The organism is Sphingopyxis macrogoltabida (assembly GCF_001314325.1).
GTDB classification, from domain to species: Bacteria; Pseudomonadota; Alphaproteobacteria; order Sphingomonadales; family Sphingomonadaceae; genus Sphingopyxis; species Sphingopyxis macrogoltabida.
The window spans coordinates 4,578,559-4,596,016 of record NZ_CP009429.1 but is presented as its reverse complement, the minus strand read 5'-3'; the positions used below and the strand labels follow the sequence as shown (position 1 = coordinate 4,596,016).

At 67.6% G+C, this 17,458-nt stretch carries 18 protein-coding genes; 8 read left to right on the top strand and 10 right to left on the bottom strand.

Translation table 11 applies throughout. The annotated features are described in order from the left end of the window. The first annotated feature begins 19 nt into the window (after positions 1-19). A complete protein-coding gene (locus tag LH19_RS22215) occupies positions 20-202 on the top strand; it encodes a hypothetical protein (RefSeq protein ID WP_145923569.1) in 183 nt (60 codons plus the stop codon). An 86-nt stretch (positions 203-288) separates the two neighbouring features. Here the strand turns inward: LH19_RS22215 and LH19_RS22210 are convergent, their stop codons facing one another. After that, positions 289-510: a hypothetical protein gene (locus LH19_RS22210; protein ID WP_054731889.1), complete on the bottom strand. Its 222-nt coding sequence runs from the start codon at positions 508-510 to the stop codon at positions 289-291. 104 nt (positions 511-614) lie between these two features. Between LH19_RS22210 and LH19_RS22205 the strand changes: the two genes are divergently transcribed. Continuing rightward, entirely contained in the window at positions 615-956 is a 342-nt protein-coding gene (locus LH19_RS22205) for a DUF962 domain-containing protein (RefSeq protein WP_054731888.1), read from the top strand. Positions 957-984: 28 nt separating this feature from the next. Beyond that, a complete protein-coding gene (locus LH19_RS22200; protein WP_054731887.1) occupies positions 985-1,413 on the top strand; it encodes an OsmC family protein in 429 nt (142 codons plus the stop codon). On the opposite strand, the gene LH19_RS22195 is transcribed toward LH19_RS22200, so the two are convergent. The 4 genes from LH19_RS22195 to LH19_RS22180 form a co-directional block, all read right to left on the bottom strand. Beyond that, a complete protein-coding gene (locus LH19_RS22195; protein WP_054731886.1) occupies positions 1,410-1,994 on the bottom strand; it encodes a 2'-5' RNA ligase family protein in 585 nt (194 codons plus the stop codon). The genes LH19_RS22200 and LH19_RS22195 overlap by 4 nt on opposite strands. A 101-nt stretch (positions 1,995-2,095) precedes the next feature. Next, a complete protein-coding gene (locus LH19_RS22190) occupies positions 2,096-2,668 on the bottom strand; it encodes a hypothetical protein (RefSeq protein WP_054731885.1) in 573 nt (190 codons plus the stop codon). A 43-nt stretch (positions 2,669-2,711) separates the two neighbouring features. Beyond that, complete coding sequence (locus LH19_RS22185) at positions 2,712-3,602, bottom strand: hypothetical protein (protein WP_054731884.1); 891 nt, start codon at positions 3,600-3,602, stop codon at positions 2,712-2,714. Between the two features lie 104 nt (positions 3,603-3,706). Then, positions 3,707-4,168 (bottom strand): glycine zipper 2TM domain-containing protein, encoded by a 462-nt coding sequence (locus tag LH19_RS22180; RefSeq protein ID WP_054731883.1) that lies wholly within the window; start codon positions 4,166-4,168, stop codon positions 3,707-3,709. A 184-nt stretch (positions 4,169-4,352) separates the two neighbouring features. Here LH19_RS22180 and LH19_RS22175 point away from each other — a divergent pair, with 184 nt between their 5' ends. Next, positions 4,353-5,219, top strand: a complete 867-nt coding sequence (locus tag LH19_RS22175; RefSeq protein WP_054731882.1) for an arylamine N-acetyltransferase family protein — start codon at positions 4,353-4,355, stop codon at positions 5,217-5,219. Positions 5,220-5,232: 13 nt separating this feature from the next. Here the strand turns inward: LH19_RS22175 and LH19_RS22170 are convergent, their stop codons facing one another. The 4 genes from LH19_RS22170 to LH19_RS22155 all read right to left on the bottom strand — a co-directional run bounded on the left by LH19_RS22170 (position 5,233) and on the right by LH19_RS22155 (position 8,127). Further along, on the bottom strand, positions 5,233-6,126 hold the full coding sequence (locus tag LH19_RS22170) for a hypothetical protein (RefSeq protein WP_054731881.1): 894 nt from the start codon (positions 6,124-6,126) through the stop codon (positions 5,233-5,235). 81 nt (positions 6,127-6,207) lie between these two features. After that, complete coding sequence (locus tag LH19_RS22165; RefSeq protein ID WP_054731880.1) at positions 6,208-7,041, bottom strand: ThuA domain-containing protein; 834 nt, start codon at positions 7,039-7,041, stop codon at positions 6,208-6,210. 93 nt (positions 7,042-7,134) lie between these two features. Further along, on the bottom strand, positions 7,135-7,566 hold the full coding sequence (locus LH19_RS22160; protein WP_054731879.1) for a nuclear transport factor 2 family protein: 432 nt from the start codon (positions 7,564-7,566) through the stop codon (positions 7,135-7,137). Between the two features lie 90 nt (positions 7,567-7,656). Then, positions 7,657-8,127 carry an Lrp/AsnC family transcriptional regulator gene (locus tag LH19_RS22155; RefSeq protein ID WP_054731878.1) on the bottom strand — a complete coding sequence of 157 codons (471 nt, stop codon included), beginning with the start codon at positions 8,125-8,127 and terminating at the stop codon, positions 7,657-7,659. Between the two features lie 97 nt (positions 8,128-8,224). Here LH19_RS22155 and putA point away from each other — a divergent pair, with 97 nt between their 5' ends. Then, positions 8,225-11,320 carry a bifunctional proline dehydrogenase/L-glutamate gamma-semialdehyde dehydrogenase PutA gene (gene putA / locus LH19_RS22150; protein ID WP_054731877.1) on the top strand — a complete coding sequence of 1,032 codons (3,096 nt, stop codon included), beginning with the start codon at positions 8,225-8,227 and terminating at the stop codon, positions 11,318-11,320. Positions 11,321-11,504: 184 nt separating this feature from the next. Here putA and LH19_RS22145 read toward each other — a convergent pair whose 3' ends face one another. After that, positions 11,505-12,443: a tetratricopeptide repeat protein gene (locus LH19_RS22145; protein ID WP_054731876.1), complete on the bottom strand. Its 939-nt coding sequence runs from the start codon at positions 12,441-12,443 to the stop codon at positions 11,505-11,507. Positions 12,444-12,600: 157 nt separating this feature from the next. Between LH19_RS22145 and gdhA the strand changes: the two genes are divergently transcribed. The 3 genes from gdhA to LH19_RS22130 are packed head-to-tail and all read left to right on the top strand — an operon-like array spanning position 12,601 to position 17,457. Next, on the top strand, positions 12,601-13,956 hold the full coding sequence (gene gdhA / locus LH19_RS22140) for an NADP-specific glutamate dehydrogenase (protein ID WP_054731875.1): 1,356 nt from the start codon (positions 12,601-12,603) through the stop codon (positions 13,954-13,956). 59 nt (positions 13,957-14,015) lie between these two features. After that, positions 14,016-15,473, top strand: coding sequence for a multiheme c-type cytochrome (locus tag LH19_RS22135; protein ID WP_054731874.1), 1,458 nt, complete (start codon positions 14,016-14,018; stop codon positions 15,471-15,473). Positions 15,474-15,477: 4 nt separating this feature from the next. Next, positions 15,478-17,457: a heme-binding protein gene (locus LH19_RS22130; protein WP_054731873.1), complete on the top strand. Its 1,980-nt coding sequence runs from the start codon at positions 15,478-15,480 to the stop codon at positions 17,455-17,457. Position 17,458 lies beyond the last annotated feature (1 nt).

Here is a 17,458-nt window from a genome sequence, read left to right as displayed (position 1 = left end):
CGCTTTGAAAGGAATGACGATGACCCGGAAGATGTTCCTCGCCCCCGTTCTCGCGCTGACCGTTCTTGCGTCGGCGACCCCCGCAATGGCGCAGTCGGCGCAGCCCTCGCAGGGCATGACGATCACCACCAACCCGGTGCAGATCCTGATCGGCCTGCTGCTGCCCGCGGTGCAGAAGGTGCGCGAGGCCGCGAACCGCTGATCCACATTTGCCGATTTCGGGCCGGTCCCTCCGGCCGGTCCGGATGACCCTCCCGCCGATGCGACCCCGGCGGGAGGGTCTTTGCGTCAATTGCCCGCGCGGCGGTGCATGACGAAGGCGAGCAGCAGGATCACCGAGCTGAAGCCGACCAGCGCGCCCGCGCCGGTCGAGATCATCTCGATCGATGCCGCCGGATCGTTCGAATTCCAGGCCCCGCTCTTCGTCTGCGCGACCATATACCAGGCACCGATGAGGATGATCGCATCGAGCAGGACCAGCCCGAGCAGCGCGCGCGTCGATTTCTTCATAGATTCCCCCCTCTGTTCAGAGCCTCGCCAGCCTATCACGATGGGGGGCTCGCGTCTCGAAGGCGCTGCTTGACCTCGCCCGCCGGCCGCCGCATCCTCGCGCCATGCCGGGACGCTACACCAGCTTCGCCGAATTCTGGCCCTTTTACCTGCGCGAACACAGCAAGGCGCGCACGCGGGCGCTGCATTATGTCGGCACCAGCCTGGTCGTGCTGATCGCCGTCGCGGCGGTGGCGAGCGGGCGCTGGGGCTGGTTCGCCGCGCTGCCGCTCGCGGGCTATTTCTTCGCGTGGGTCGCGCATTTCGGGGTCGAGAAGAACCGGCCGGCGACCTTCACCTATCCGCTGTGGAGCCTCGCCGCCGACTTCCGCATGTGGGCGCTGTGGCTCACCGGCCGGCTGGGCCGCGAACTCGACAAAGCAGGAGTCGCGCGCGGCGCGTCCTGAAAAAGGTTTTGGCCAAGGAGATATATCGATGACCGTCAATCGCGCATCCGCCCGTTACGAAGGCTTCGGCAAGGAAGGGCGGGGATCGATCACCACGAAGTCGGGCGTCCTCGACAAGCAGCCTTATGGTTTCGGCACCCGTTTCGAGGGCCAGCCGGGAACGAACCCCGAGGAGCTGATCGCGGCGGCGCATGCTGCCTGTTTCACCATGGCGCTGTCGTTCGGGCTCGCGCGCGCCGGCTATTCGGGCGACACGCTGGAGACGAGCGCGGCGGTGACGCTCGAGCAGCAGGACGGCGGTTTTGCGATCGTCAAATCGGCGCTGACGCTGACCGGCAAGGTGCCGGGGATCGGCGCCGACGAGTTCGCGAAGATCGCCGAGGAAGCCGAGAAGAATTGCCCGGTGTCGAAGCTGCTGAACTGCGAGATCACGCTCGAGCACAGCCTCGAAAGCTAGGCGGCGCGGCGCGGCGGCGGCGGCAGTTCGTCTTCCATGAAGGCGAAGGCGCCCTGCGCCGGCGGAAGCAGCGACCAGCTTTGCAGCACGCGGTGGCGGCGATGGCCGACATGGCTTTCGATCAGGACGAGCTCGCGCGGCGTCCACCGCCAGGCCATGGGGACCGGGTCGAAGGCACAGGCGCCATAGCCGAGCGTGATGTGCGGCCGCAGCCCCGACTTTCGATGCATCGGTTCGACGCCTTGCGCCGCCAGGAGCGCGACGATGCCGTCGTAGAGATGGCGGACGCCGCCGATGCTGCCGACCGTGGTGAGTTCGGCCCCCATCTCCCGGCTCATGATCCGCCCGAAGGGAATGGGACTCGCAGCGGGGAGCCCCGATGCAAACGCCGTCGTGACGCGCTGCCGCAGGAAAGACTGCGGCTCGGCTGTTTCGGCGATCGTGCAGAGCGTCAGGTGATAATTTTGCGGCTTCAGCCCCGCGAACAGGTCGCCCGCGACGGACGGCAACTGGCGCGCCAGCCAGCCCGCGCGGTCGGCGGCAACCTGAAAGCCCAGGAAATAGCGGAACATCGGGTCCATCGTCCTTCCTCCGAATCGGATCAATGTTCCTATTATGTTCTCATTTGCCGGAAGAGTCGAATCGCGAGGGGGCGGGGAGGGCGTGCCCTCCCTCGCTGCGGTCAGCCCTTTTTCGCCGCGCAATCGCCGTCGCGTTTTTCTTCCTTGCCGTTCGCGAGGAACCAGCGTGCATCGTCGACCATCTCCGGGTCGTTCATGTAGCAGACGTCGGTGGCGCCGGTCTTCGGATCGACGAGGACCATCCACTGATGCTCGCCGCATTTATGCTGCTGGCAGGCCCAAGAGGCAACCTTGCCGTCGATCAACTCGATCGGCGCTGCGGGGCCTGGCGTGTCGATGATCGCCTTGCGGATACGCGCATCCTTGACGGTGGTGGCAATGCCGGCCTTGACCAGCGGATGGTCGTCGAAGGCCACGCTGTCGACCTTGTCGAACGGATATTTGCCGACATAGGCGGCAAGGTCGGGGGCGCCTGCTGCGGGTGTTGCAGCGGGCGGGGCTGCCGCCGGCGCTGCGGTTTCGGGCGTCGGCGAGGCGGCGGGCTGTTCCTTCGCCTCGCCGGCCGGCGCCGCGGCCGCCTGCTTTTCCGGGCTGCTGCCGTCGCACGCCGTCAGCGTCAGGACGGCCGCGCCGATCAGGGCAGCGGCGGGCAGGCGGGAGGCGCGAAGGATCATGTCATATCTCCTGTGGGGTGGGCCGGGTGATGGTGAAACGGGGTCAATCCTCGGCATCGTCGCGGGCGCTGCCGACATGCTGGCGCACGACGCGCGCGATCGCCTTGCGCTGTTCGTTCGAGCGGAAGGCCGGGTCGAGCCGGTAAAGCCCGGTGATGAAGCCGAGATCCCAGTGGGTCAGGCTGGGCGGCGCGGCCTCGGCGCCGCCGGGGCCGAAGAGCGAGAGGATCGTCGGCATCGCCTGCGCGGCGCCGCGACCGTCATCGGTTCGCGCGAGCGTCCGCATCGCGGCATAGTCGGCGAGCTGGGTCAGCGTCATGTCGCGGAGCGCCGACGCCTCGACGAGCAGGAAGGCGCCGCCGAATTCGAACTGGATCGTCGTACCGATGCGCGTCGGCACGACCTGGTTCTGGACATAATAATCGACCGCGCCATCCTGGGTGCGGCCGACAGGGCGGCGGTCGGCGCCTTTCAGGCGGACGATCTGCCACGCCGCGACGGGGCCGTCGCCGTTCGCCAGCGCCGCTATCTCGGCTTTGGGGAGCGTGTCGAAGAAATCGGGGCGCGTCTTTTGCCAGTGCGCGATGGCACGGGCCCGGTCATCGACGACGAGGATGACGAGATTGGGGCGGCAGTTCTCTCTCGCGGTGCGGATATCGGCCGCCTTGGCGACGGCGCGGATACGGCGCGCGACGATCGCGGCATCGCGCTCGGCGAGGCCGATGCTGGTCGGGCACAGCGGATCCTCGAACCGAGCGATCTGGTCCTTTTGCGAGGGCGTGGCGATGGCGTCGACGAAGGTCTCGCTGCGCCGGTCGGGGCCGCGCTGACCCGTCACGACCAGCTCGCGCTGATCGACGGGAGAAGGGGGCGGCACGACGGCGGGAGCGGGCCCGGCGGACAGCGCCATTGCCAACAGGATCGTCGTCGTCATCCGCCATCATCCCGACCGTTGCCGGCCGACGATAGGCCGGAAACAGCCGGGTTCCAATAGTTTGATGACGGCTGCCGACGGGCAGGCCGCGCGTTACCGCAGCGTTAGCGGCAGCGCACGCCGTCCTTTTCCTTGCTGGCGCTGCGGTCGATCGCCCGGCCCGCGACCGCGCCGCCGACCGCGCCGAGCACGGTGCCGAGGGTCTTCGAATCGCCCGGCGCAATGACATTACCGGCAATCCCGCCGACTACGCCGCCGACGATCAGCCCGGTCGACCCGTCGCTGCGGCGGCAATAATATTGGCCGTTGCGGCCGCGATAGATGCGGTCGTTGTCCGACAGGCGGCGTTCCTTGTAACGGCGGTCGCTGCGATAATAATCGTCGGCATAATAGCCGCCGCGCCGCGGATCGGGCCGGTCATAGTCGTAACGGCCATTCTGGTCGTAATAGCCGCGATCATAATAGCCATAGCCGCCGTCGTCATAGGCGCCATAGCCGCCGGTCGAGGCGCAGCCGCCGGCGAGCATCGTCGCGGCGATGAGGGGGGAAAGCATCAGTCGGTTCATCTGCTTCACTCCTGATGGGGGCCGGCGAGCGCCGGCGTGCCGGCCGGGTTTGGCGCGGCATGCGGGGAAGCTTATGCCGGATAGACCCGCGAGACCGCCTGCAGGTTCCCGCTTATCGCTTGATCTCCACCAAGGTTGAGCTTTCATAAGGTGCGGCGAACGATTCGCGAGACCGGAGAATGGCATGCCGCACGACACCCGACCCACCGCAGATTTTGCTGCCCCGCCCGCCGTCGACCTGCCGCGCTACCTTGCGCGTATCGGTTATGACGGGCCGTTGGCGCCGACGCTGGAGGTGCTTGCCGCATTGCAGGCGGCGCATATCGCCGCGATCCCGTTCGAGGCGATCGACGCGCTCACCGGCGCCGGCGTCGATATCGGCGCCGAGGCGGTCGATGCCAAACTGATCGCCGCGCGTCGCGGCGGCTATTGCTTCGAACAGAACGGGCTGTTCCTGCGCGTGCTGAGGGCGCTCGGCTTTGCTGCCGAAGGCCTGATCGCGCGCGTCCGCTGGATGCTGCCCGACGATGCGCCGCCGACGGCGCGGACGCATATGGCGGTGCGGGTGATGCTCGACGGACGGGCGTGGCTGGCCGATGTCGGATTCGGCGCCGCCGTACCGCCCGCGCCGCTTGCGTTCGATGTCGCCGCACCGCAGGAAACGCCGCACGAAACCTATCGCATCGCGCGGCGCGGCGCCGAATGGCGGCTTGCGGCGCTGATCGACGATGAATGGCGGACGCTCTATGCCATCGAGGACGCATCGCCCCCGGCGATCGATTATGAAGTGGGCAACTGGTACACCGCGACGCACCCCGATTCGCATTTCCGCCACCAGTTGATCGCCGCGCGCACGACCGCAGAGGCGCGTTACGGGTTGCGCGACAACCGGCTGTCGATCCGCTTTGCCGACGGGCGCAGCGAACGGCGCTATCTAGGTGCCGACGAGATCGAGGAGACGCTGGCGTCGATTTTCCTGCTGCCGGTGCGCCCGCACTGGCGCACGGCGATCGAGCGCGCCGCGACTGCGGAGATTGCGGTTCTGGCCTAGGCCGGTTGCGGGATCATTCTTCCGGCGGCGCGGTGCGTTCGAGATCGCGGGTCATCGCCTTGCCGATTTCGTGGCGCTGCTGCGGCGCATACCGTCCGGTGCTGATCGCATTATAGCCGCGCAGATAGGCGAGATCCCAATGGGTGAGGGTCGGCGGAACCTCGCTGCCCATCGGCGCGTCGAGAATGGTCAGGATCGTCGGTGCCTTCGACCCTTCGAGCCGTTCGGGATCGGCGCGGGTGAAGGCGCGCATCGCGGCATAATCGCCGACCTGCGTCGTCGTGAGCCCCGCGAGCGCACGATATTCGACCACGACAACCGATGCGACGATCATCGGCCGCGTCGTCGGGGCGATCCGCGACGGCGTATCGGTGGAGCTCAATATGCGATAGCCGCGCTGGTTGTTCATCGGCACCGACGTCCCGTTGCGATCGACGACATCCTCCAGATACCAGGCGACCGCAGGGCCGGGGCGGCTGGCGAGTTCGACCGGCCGGTTTTCGTCGCCCTTGAAATAGGCGGGATGCGCGCGGAGCAGCGCGCGGACCAATTCTTCCTTGTCCTGCGCGAAGATGATCAGCGCATTGGGGCGGCAGCCTGGGACGGCGACCCGCATCTTCGCCGACATGGCGACCCGGCGCATCCGCGCGGTCACCGCGGCATCCTGCGCTTCGCTCAGCCCGACCGCCGCCGGACACACCGCGTCGCGATCGAAGCGCGCGACCGGATCGATCCCCTGCGTGTCGGTGAGGTCGCGGACAAAGGCGCGGATCTGTCGCTCGCGCTGCTCGCGGTCGTTCTCGCCGATTACGACGATGTCGGATTTGCCGGTTGCCGGCGCGCTTTCCTGTGCTGTCGCTCCGGCAATGCAGGAAAGCGCGAGAATGAGGCTCGTCAGCGGACGCATCGTCGTTTCTTCCGTATGGCGGAAAGCGGTTACGGCAGTTTAGGCCACGGCGCGCGATACGCAAGCGACGGTGACGGTTCGTCACGGGTCGCCGCAGCCCTCTCCTTCGGCCCGAGCCGCCCAGCCGATCGCACCATCAAGCATTTCGAGATGCGCGGGGTCGGACCAGGCCTCGGCCCGGTGGCCGAGGGCCGAATAGAAGATGCGGGCGCGGCCTTCGCAGCGCCACCAGACGAGCGCATGGCCATCGCCCATGCGATATGCCGCGTCGAGCCGCAGGCTGTTTTCGTCGAGCCGGGCGAGGATGTGTGCGTCGGCGGCGGGCGGGGCGTCCCACGCATAATATTCGTCGGTCCAGCGCCAGCGCGGCGGCAGATGGCGCGTCGCGGGGTAGCTCCGGTCGGTCAGCACCAGATCGGCGGGCTGGAACTGGTCGGCGCCGCCCGGATGACCGGTGAAATTCCCGTTGCCGCGCAGCCGCACGAACCAGCCGGGGTGGCTGCCGTCGCCCGCGCTGTGAAGGCCGACGAAGCCGCCGCCCCTGGCGATCCACGCCTGAAAGGCGGCGCGCTGGCCGGGGGTATAAATGTCGCCGCTGGCATTGGCGAAGACGATGACGTCGAAGCGGGCGAGCTGTTCGGGGTTGAAGATCGCGGCATTTTCGGTGGCAAAGCTGCTCCAGCCGCGCGCACGGACCAGCGCTTCGATCGCGGGAACCGCCTCGGCGATGCTGTCGTGGCGATAGCCGTTGGTCTTGCTGACGATCAGCACGGCGGGGCGGGTCAGCGCGGGCAGTTCGGGCGGGACGCTGTCGAAAACCGGTGCGGGGCGCCGGGGGTCGGGGGCGGCCGCCGTACCCGACGATTGGGCGGCGAGCGTCAGCAGCAGCGCGGCGGCGAATGGGGCGGCGATCATGATCGTATCTCCCTGCTCTTGCCTCTTGCTAATGATACCGGTGTCTTTTGCAAGCGCCGCGCGACGGGGAGGTTCGAACCGGGCGGGGACAGGCTATTGCGCGTCCGGGCGCGGCTTCATGTGCCAGAGTGCGTTGACGATCACCCAGCGTTCGCCGAATTTTCCCACGTGGAAATAGTCGACGAACCATGGCGTTTCGGCGCGCACGGCGGCGGCGTCGCCGGTGACGTCGAGAATCCGGCACGAGCGGCTCCACGCTTCGCGCGGCGTCTTGAGCGCGCCGCGTTTCGTGAGATCGACGAGTTCCTCGCGGCTCATCCGCTGCAGCCCGAGGCGTTCGTCGGGGGTGTCGCCGATCACGCGGCGCTTGGCGAGATCGGGGTGCAGCGCGCGCTTCACCCGTTCGGGATCGCCCTCGAGCTGGCCGTCGACATAATCGAAACAGGTCGCCTCGATCGCCGCATGATCGGTGGCGGCGGCTGGAGCAACAGTTGCGGCGGCGAGGGCAAGGAGGGGTGACAGCATGGTGGCTCCGGTCGTTGGTCGGGACCGCAGGCTAGCGCCCTCGCGGCCGCTGTCACCCATGAAAGCGCAATCGAAGATCGACGCTGACGGTCAGCGCGCCGATTCGAGAATCGTTTCCATCGCGACGAAGGTCGAGGTGCTGGCGACATGCGGCAGGCTCGAGATTTTTTCGCCCAGCACGATGCGGTAACGGCGAATGTCGGCGGTGCGCACCTTGAGCAGATAGTCGAAGCTGCTCGCGATCATGTGGCATTCCTCGACCTCGGCGATCTGGCGGACCGCCGCGTTGAACTGGCGCAGCGCCTCCTCGCGCGTGTCGGACAGCTTGACCTCGGCAAAGGCGACATGGTCGAGCCCGACCTTCGCCGGGTCGATGATCGCGCGGAAGCCGATGATCAGCCCGCTTTCCTGCAGCCGCTTCACGCGCTGCTGGCACGGGGTTTTCGACAGGCCCACGCGTTGCGCAAGCTCGGTGAAGGTGATGCGGCCGTTTTGGCCGAGAATCGCGAGAATCTTGCGGTCGAACTCGTCCATATCGACTATAGAAGCTTCATTCTTCATGCAAATGGACTAAAGTTAATCATGAAATAGGTCAAATCATAATATCTAGGCCAAATATGAAGTCGGATCGACTAAACGATATACGCTATCATGCGCCATGACCCAGACCAACGATCGCGCCGCGCTGCGCACCCTCGCCCGCCGTCCCGAAGCCGATATCGTCGCCGAGCTGCGCGCGATGCTGGCGACATCGTCCGCCAGCGTCGCCGCGGTGACGCAGCGCGGGCTGACGATCATCCGCCGCGCCAAGGACGAGGGCGAGCGCGAGACGCTCGTCGCGCAGTTGATGAACCGCTATCGCCTGTCGACCGAAGAGGGCGTCGTGCTGATGTGCCTTGCCGAGGCGCTGCTCCGCGTGCCCGACAATGCGACCGCCAACGCGCTGATCCGCGACAAGATCGCCGGACGCCACTGGGCCGAGGGCGATGGTGAAGACAGCCCGCTGATCGTCGCGCTATCGGCGCGCGGCCTGTCGCTGGGGTCGGCGACGCTTATGCTGGGCGCGATGGGCAGCAAGGCGAACCCGCTGAGCCTGCTCAAGTCGATGATCCGCCGCTCGGGCGAGCCGGTGATCCGTCAGGCGGCGCTCGCCGCGATGAAGCTGCTCGGCCAGCAGTTCGTGATGGGCGAGACGATCGACGCCGCGGTCAAGCGCGCCGACAAGGAGAAATCGGAACTCGCAAGCTTCGACATGCTCGGCGAGGCGGCGCGCACCGCCGAGGATGCCGCGCGCTATTACGACAGCTATGCGGGTGCGATCGCGCGGATCGGCAAGGCGGCGAAGCCCGGCGACCCGCACGCCAACCACGGCATCTCGATCAAGCTGTCGGCGCTTCACCCGCGGTACGAATATCTGCAGCCGGCGCGCGTCCAGGGCGAGCTGATCCCGCGGGTCATCGAACTCGCGCAGGCGGCGCGCGCGGTGAACATCCCGCTGATGATCGACGCCGAGGAAAGCGACCGGCTCGAACCGCATATGGACGTGTTCGCGGCGCTGCTCGATGCCGGAATCGCCGACGGCTGGACCGGGCTCGGCATCGTCATCCAGGCCTATCAGAAGCGCGCGCCGGCGGTGATCGAGTGGCTCGCGGCGAAAGCGCGCGGGCGCGGGGTCAAGCTGTCGATGCGCCTCGTCAAGGGCGCCTATTGGGATACCGAGATCAAACGCGCACAGACGCTGGGGCTCGGCGATTTCCCGGTCTTCACCGAAAAGCTTCACACCGACCTCAATTACCTTCGCTGCGCGCAGCTGCTGCGCGACTGTCAGGATTGCATCTATCCGGCCTTTGCCAGCCACAATGCGATGACGCTGGCGTTCGTCTCCGAACTGTTCGCGGGCGCCGATTACGAGCTGCAGCGGCTGCACGGCATGGGTGAGGGCGCGCATGATGCGCTCGTCGCACTGTTCCCGCCGCCGCGCCCGGTGCGCGTCTATGCGCCGGTGGGCACGCACCGCGACCTGCTCGCTTATCTTGTCCGCCGCCTGCTCGAAAATGGCGCGAACTCGAGCTTCGTGCACCAGTTCTCCGATCCCGACGTCACCGCCGAACAGCTTGCGGTCGACCCGCGCAGCGTCGCGAGCAAGCCGGCATCGAAGATCGCGACCGGGCTCCAGCTGTTCGATCCGCTGCGCCGCAATTCGCGCGGTTACGACCTTGGCGAACCCGGCGTGCCCGAGGCGCTGACGGCCGCGATCGCCAAGGCGCGGCGCAGCGACGCCGTCGCAGCGCCGATCGTCGGTGGCAGCCCGCGCAGCGGCAAGGCCGAACCCGTGCGCAACCCCGCGACCGGCGCCGTCGTCGGACAGGTGATCGAGGCCGACACCGCGGCGGTCGCCGACGCGGTGGCTCTCGCTCGCGCGGCGCAGGACGACTGGAGCCTCGCCGGCGGCGCCTTCCGCGCCGAACGGCTCGAACGCGCCGCCGACCTGCTCGAAGCGCGCGACGCGCAGTTCCTCGGTCTCGCGATCGACGAGGCGGGCAAGACGCTCGTCGATGCGATCGCCGAGGTGCGCGAGGCGATCGACTTCCTGCGCTATTATGCGGGTCAGGCGCGCGCCGACTTCACTTACCCCGTCGCGCTGCCCGGGCCGACCGGCGAGCGCAACGAGCTGATCCTCGAAGGCAAGGGCATCTTCACCTGCATCAGCCCGTGGAACTTCCCGCTCGCGATCTTCCTGGGGCAGGTGTCGGCGGCGCTTGCGGCGGGGAACGCCGTGCTGGCCAAGCCGGCCGAGCAGACGCCGCTGATCGCCCATGCGGCGGTCGAATTGCTGCTCGAAGCCGGTATTCCCGGCGATGTCCTCGCATTTCTGCCCGGCCGCGGCGAGACCGTCGGGGTCGCGCTGACCGGCCACGCCGACATCATCGGGGTCGCCTTCACCGGTTCGACCGAGGTTGCGCGCGCGATCAATCGCGGGCTGGCGATGCGCGACGGGCCGATCGCGACGCTGATCGCCGAAACCGGCGGCGCCAATGCGATGATCGTCGATTCGACCGCGCTGCCCGAACAGGTCGCGCGCGACGCCGTCGCCAGCGCCTTCCAGTCGGCGGGGCAGCGCTGCTCGGCGCTGCGCCTGCTGTGCGTGCAGGAGGATGTCGCCGAGGGAATGATCGAAATGGTCGCGGGCGCGATGGCCGAGCTCAATGTCGGCGATCCGGCGCTGCTCGCGACCGACGTCGGCCCGATCATCGACGACGAGGCGCAGGCCAATATTGCCGCCTATGTCGCCGAAGCGCGCGCGGCGGGGCGCGTCATCGCCGAGGCGGGGCGCACGAACCTGCCCGCCGACGGCCATTTCGTGCCGCCGGTGCTGATCCGGCTCGACCATGTCACCGACCTGAAGCGCGAGATTTTCGGGCCGGTGCTGCACGTCGCGACGTGGAAGGGCGGCGAGCTCGACCAGCTGATCGATGCGATCAACGCCTCGGGCTATGGCCTGACCTTGGGCGTTCACACGCGCATCGACGGGGTGGCGGCGCATGTCGCGGCGCGTGCGCAGGTCGGCAACGTCTATGTCAACCGCAACCAGATCGGCGCCATCGTCGGATCGCAGCCCTTCGGCGGGCGCGGCCTGTCGGGGACGGGGCCGAAGGCGGGCGGGCCGCATTATCTGCACCGCTTTGCCGAGGAAAAGACGATCAGCACCGATGTCACCGCCGCGGGCGGCAATGCGGCGCTGATGGCGGGATAGCAGCAATCCGCCGGTTGTCCGGTGGGATCAGGTGACCACGAGGCCCGATACAGAGTGGACGGCTGTCCCGGGCAATACGTCCGAAAGCGTCCCGCGGCTTTGCGCCGCGGCGACCCTTTGTTATGGTTCCCCCCGCAGCAGCAGGGCCAGTATATCTGCTTCTCGTTCGCGGGCCAACGGCCAATTACGCTCCCGGCACTCCCAAGAGCTGCGCCTGTGCCTTCAGCCGCCCCGCCGCCGCGGGGTTGGCGGCGATGCCGTCCTTCAGGGCCTGCGCCGCCTTCGCGGTTTCGCCGAGCGTCATCCGGCTGCGCATCAGCATGATCCAGCGGTCGACGTCGGCGGGATTGGCCTTCAGCTTGGCTTCGAGCCCGCTCACCATGCCCTCGATCATCTGGTCCTGCTGACCCTTGGGAAGCTGCGATGCGGCTTCCATGTCGGCGCGGCTCGGGCCGGGGATGGCGCGGGCGGCGACCGGCATTTCGTCGGCGGTCAGCGGCCGCGCCTGCGTATTGGTGAGCCGCGTGGCGACGTCGATCTTGTGGATCGCGCCGACCTGTTCGATCGTGCGGCGCAGGTCGGCCTCCCACGGCGCGCCCTGCGGCGTGTCGGCGAGCAGCGCGAACCAGTCGTCGATCGCCCCCTTGTGATCGCCGCCGATATCCTTCTTCACCGCCATGAAATAGCGCGCGCGCGGATCCTTGGCGTCGAGTGCGATCGCTTTTTCGAACGCCGTCAGCGCCTGCGGCGGCATGGGGTCGCGGTCGCTCGCCATCACGCGCGCCTCGCCGAGCGCCGACCACAGCCCTGCCGATTCGGGCGAAATCCCGACCGCTTTCTCATAAGCGGCGGCCGCCCCCGCAAAATCGGAAAGGTCGAATCGCGCCGCGCCGAGCGCGGTCCAGGCCTCGGCGCTGTTCGGTTCGCGCTGCGTCCGCGCCTCGAGCGCGGCGAGCTGGTCGGACGGCGCGGCGGCGGCTTCGGCGGCCGCACCGGGCGCCGCCGGCGCGGAATCGCGCCACGCTGCATAGCCGATCGCTCCCGCCAGCAGGACGAAGGCGGCGACCAGGATCGCCCGGTTGGTGCGCGTGATGCCGCCGGTCATCTTGTTGCTCTCGCTCATTTTTGCCCCTCTTGTGCGCCGCCGAAAAAATATCGTCTGTGCGCGCCGTCATATTGCCTTTGCTTCGCGATGGTGTAGCCTTGATCGGGCAAGGTCGGTCAACGACTAAATCGTTAACGGGGTCGCACCGGCTTTCCAGTCATCAGGGGAGGGGTGCATGGCAGTATCTGATCACGTCGATTTTCCGACGTTCATGGAGGGTGTGAAAAAGCGCAACCCGGGGCAGCCCGAGTTTGCGCAGGCGGTGCAGGAAGTCGCCGAGGACATCTTCGATTTCATCAAGGACAAGGAAGAATATCACGCGCAGCAGATATTGCGGCGCATCGCCGAGCCCGACCGGGTCGTGTCCTTCCGCGTCTGCTGGGAAGACGATAACGGCAATATCCGCGTCCAGCGCGGCTGGCGCGTCCAGAACAACAATGCCATCGGCCCGTACAAGGGCGGCATCCGTTTCCATCCGTCGGTCACCGAAAGCGTGCTCAAGTTCCTCGCCTTCGAACAGACGTTCAAAAATGCGCTGACCGGGCTGCCGATGGGCGGCGGCAAGGGCGGGTCGAACTTCAACCCCAAGGGCAAGAGCGTGCGCGAGATCATGCGCTTTTGCCAGAGCTTCATGACCGAACTCTATCGCCACATCGGCGCCGACATCGACGTGCCGGCGGGCGACATCGGGGTCGGCGGGCGCGAAATTGGCTTCATGTTCGGCCAGTACAAGCGGATCACCAACGAATTCACCGGGGTGCTCACCGGCAAGGGGCTCGAATGGGGCGGCTCGCTGATCCGTACCGAGGCGACGGGCTATGGCGCGGTCTATTTCCTCGCCAACATGCTGGCGGCGAAGGGGCAGGATCTAGTCGGCAAGACCGCCGTCATCTCGGGCTCGGGCAATGTCGCGACGCACGCGGCCGAAAAGATCGTCCAATTGGGCGGCAAGGTGCTGACCCTGTCCGATTCGGGCGGTTTCATCCACGATCCCGACGGCATTACGCAGGAAAAGATCGACTGGGTGAAGACGCACAAGACGCACCGCCGCGGCCGGATCGAGGAATATTGCGACGAGTTCAAAGGCGCGAGCTTCACCGCGGGCAAGACGCCGTGGGGGGTGAAGTGCGACGTCGCGCTGCCGTGTGCGACGCAGAACGAGTTGCTCGGCGAGGATGCGAAGACGCTGGTCGCGAACGGTTGTATCGCGGTGAGCGAGGGCGCCAACATGCCGACCAACCTCGACGGGGTGCATGTCTTCAAGGATGCGAAGATCATGTTCGCGCCGGGCAAGGCGGCGAACGCCGGCGGCGTTGCGGTTTCGGGGCTGGAAATGAGCCAGAACAGCGGCCGCCGTAGCTGGAGCGAGGCCGAGCTGCAGCAGATGCTCAAGGACATCATGGACGGCATCCACACGCGCTGCCTGACTTATGGCGATCAGGGGGGCGGCTATGTCGACTATGTGAAGGGTGCCAATATCGCGGGATTCAAGAAGGTTGCCGACGCGATGCTGGCATTTGGGGTGGTTTAGGATATTGACGCGGCGGGCCGAGGCGCAATAGCGCCCGGCCGGGGGAAAAGGGGACTGCGATGACGACGAACGCGGGTTCAGGGCGCGGCGATCGGTCTTGGACGGCATTTGCCGCCCTTGCGTCGATGCTGTTCGCGCTGGCGCTCGCCGCCATCGTCGCCGCGCCGCCCGCGCGTTCGCAGGGCGAAAGCGGCGCCCGCTATACCGGCGTTGCCTCTTGCGCCGGATCGACCTGCCACGGCCGGATGGAGGGCGACGGGACCGTCGTCCGCCAGGACGAGCTGATGAAATGGCAGGAGCCCTCGACCCCCGGCGGCGCGCACAGCCGCGCCTGGGCGGTGCTCAGCAACAGCCGCAGCCGGTTTATCGCGCAAAATCTCGGCATCGGCGACGCAGCGACGGCGCCGATGTGCCTCGGCTGCCACAGCACCAAGGGCGCGATCGACGCGGCGGGCGGCGCGATGCGCGGCACGGTGCCGATCGAGGACGGGGTCGGTTGTGAATCGTGCCACGGTCCTGCGGGCGGCTGGATCGCGAGCCATTATGCCGGGGTCGGCACCAACGCCGATCCCGACGCCGAAATGCGCCAGAAGCACCTCGCCAACCTGTCGGCCGGGCTGAAAAAGCTCGAAGACCCGGTGGTCCGCGCGGGGGTCTGCGTCGATTGCCATTTCGGTTCGGCCGGCGAGGGCCAGTTCGTTACCCATCGCATCATGGCGGCCGGGCATCCCAGGATCAGCTTCGAACTCGACCTCTTCTCGTCGCTGCAGGCGCATCATCAGGAGGATGCCGATTACGGCTGGCGCAAGTTCGGCGCCCCGGCGGGGCGGACCGACCATGTCCAGATGTGGGCGGTCGGACAGGCGACCGCGATCGAACGCAGCCTGTCGCTGTTCCAGTCGCGGCGCGGGACCGAGGGCATGTTCCCCGAATTCTATTTCCTCGACTGCCACAGCTGCCATCGCCGCATCTTCGATCAGGCGAAGCCGGTGAAGACCAGCCTCAGCAACCCTGGGCGCAATCTGCCCGAAGGCATGCCGCCCTATAATGACGAGAATCTGATCATGCTCGCCGCCGCCGCGCGGCTCGCCTCGCCCGCGCTCGCCGACCAGCTCGCGGCGCGTACTGCCGCCTTCCACAAGGCGATGGCGACCGACCGGGCAAGCGCGGTCAAGGCGGCGGCGGAGCTGTCGCAGACGGTCGCGGCGCTCAAGAGCGCCTTTGCGTCGCGCGGCTTTTCGGGCACCGACGCCTTTGCGATGGTCGATGCGATCTCGGCGAAGGCGATCAACGACCGCTTCACCGATTATTCGGGATCGCAGCAGGCCGTGATGGGGGTCGACACGTTGCTCAACGCGATGGTGTCGTCGGGACGGGTCACCGTCGGCGCGGCGGCCGGCATCCGCGGCGACATCGATCGTGCCTATACCGCGGTCAAGGACCCCAACGCCTATAAACCCGCCGACTTCCAGACCGCGCTCGGCAGCGCGGTGCGTTCGATCAGGGCTTTGCGCTAACGATATGAAAACCCGATCCTCCCTGTTCCGTTCGGCGACCTTCGCGGCCATCGGCGCGCTGCTCCTGACCTCGTGCGGCGGTGGCGGTGGCGGCGGCACGCCGACGCCCACCCCGACGCCGACCCCCACGCCGACTCCGACCCCGCCGCCGGGCGGCCTCTATACCCCGCCCGCCGCGCAATCGCTCAGCGTCACCGAGGTGCAGCAGATTCTGGCCAATGCGGTCGCCGAGGCGCAGGCGCGCGGCCTGCCGTCGGTGATCGCGGTGACCGACCGCGTCGGCAACGTCCTCGCGGTGTTCCGGATGAACGGCGCACGCGCCACAGCGACGACCTCTGCAGCGCCGAACGGCGCCAATATCGACGCGCAAAATGTGCCCTTTCCCGCCGCTGCCGGGGCGATCGCCAAGGCGGTGACGGGCGCTTACCTCTCGAGCGGCGGCAACGCCTTTTCGACCCGCACCGCGAGCCAGATCGTCCAGGAGCATTTTCCGCCCGCACCGACCACCGTCGGTCTGGAGAGCGGGCCCTTGTTCGGGGTGCAGTTCAGCCAGCTACCGTGCAGCGACCTGTCGTCGCGCTTCGGCGCCGCGGGTTCGGCGGCGCTGATCGGGCCGAAGCGCTCGCCGCTCGGGCTTGCCGCCGATCCGGGCGGACTGCCGCTCTACAAGAACGGCGTGCTCGTCGGCGGCATCGGGGTGATGGGCGATGGCGACTACGGCATCGACACCGACACGCTCGATATCGACGCCGACCCCGAGGAGTTTATCGCGCTCGCGGGGACGCGCGGCTTCGAGGCGCCGGCGAGCATCACCGCCGACAAGATCACCGTCGACGGGACCAGCCTGCGCTTCTCCGACGCGACCTTCGCCGGGGTGATGAGCAGCGGCGGGACCAGTTTCGCCAGCGTCAACGGCAGTGCGGGCAGCCTGATCGCGGTCACCGGCTATGCCAATGCCGCGGTGATTGCGGGAACCGCTTATGGCAGCGAGGCGTCGGGCATCCGCGCCGCGACCAGCGCCGAATTCTCGAACCGCGACGCCTTTGTCCTCACCAACGGCAGCGGCACCAACCGCTATCCGATCCGTGCCGGCACCGACGGCGCGTCGAACAGCGCGCCGCTCACCGCCGCCGAGACGCGCGCGGTCCTCGAGGAAGCCTTTGCGGTGATGAGCCGCGCGCGCGCGCAGATCCGCCGCCCGCTCGACAGCCGCGCGCAGGTGACAATCAGTGTCGTCGATACGCACGGGTCGGTGCTCGGGATCGTCCGCTCGCCCGATGCGCCGATCTTCGGCACCGACGTCAGCCTGCAGAAGGCGCGCACCGCCGCCTTCTTCTCGGGCGCGCAGGCGGGCGCCGAACTCAGCGCCAACACCAGCGCCGATGTCCGCCAGTTCGTGCCCGCGACGCGGACTTTCCTGAGTGATTCGACCGCGCTCACCGGCAAGATCGCCTTCGCCGACCGCTCGGGCGGCAATCTGTCGCGGCCCTATTTCCCCGACGGCGAAGTGGGACGGCCGCACGGCCCGCTGTCGCGACCGATCCAGCAGTTCAATCCCTTCTCGACCGGGCTGCAATCGGCGCTGATCATCGGCAATCTCGGCGCGCATCTGGGTTTCGTCGGCGGCAGCAGTGCGACCGACACGCCGCAGCGTTGCACGACGCTGCCCGACGTCGCGGCGGGACAGAACCGGCTCCAGAACGGCATCCAGATCTTTCCCGGCTCGGTCCCCATCTATCGCGGCGACCGCCTTGTCGGGGCGATCGGGGTGTCGGGCGACGGCATCGACCAGGACGACATGATCAGCTTTTTGGGCACACATAACGGTGGCGCACGCGTCGGCGGCATCGGCAACGCGCCCAAGGCGATCCGCGCCGATACGATCGTCGTGAACGTCGGCGCCGGGGTGCGGCTGCGCTATATCAGTTGCCCCTTCGCGCCCTTCCTCGACACGGCGCAGCAAAATGTCTGCGACGGGCTATAGG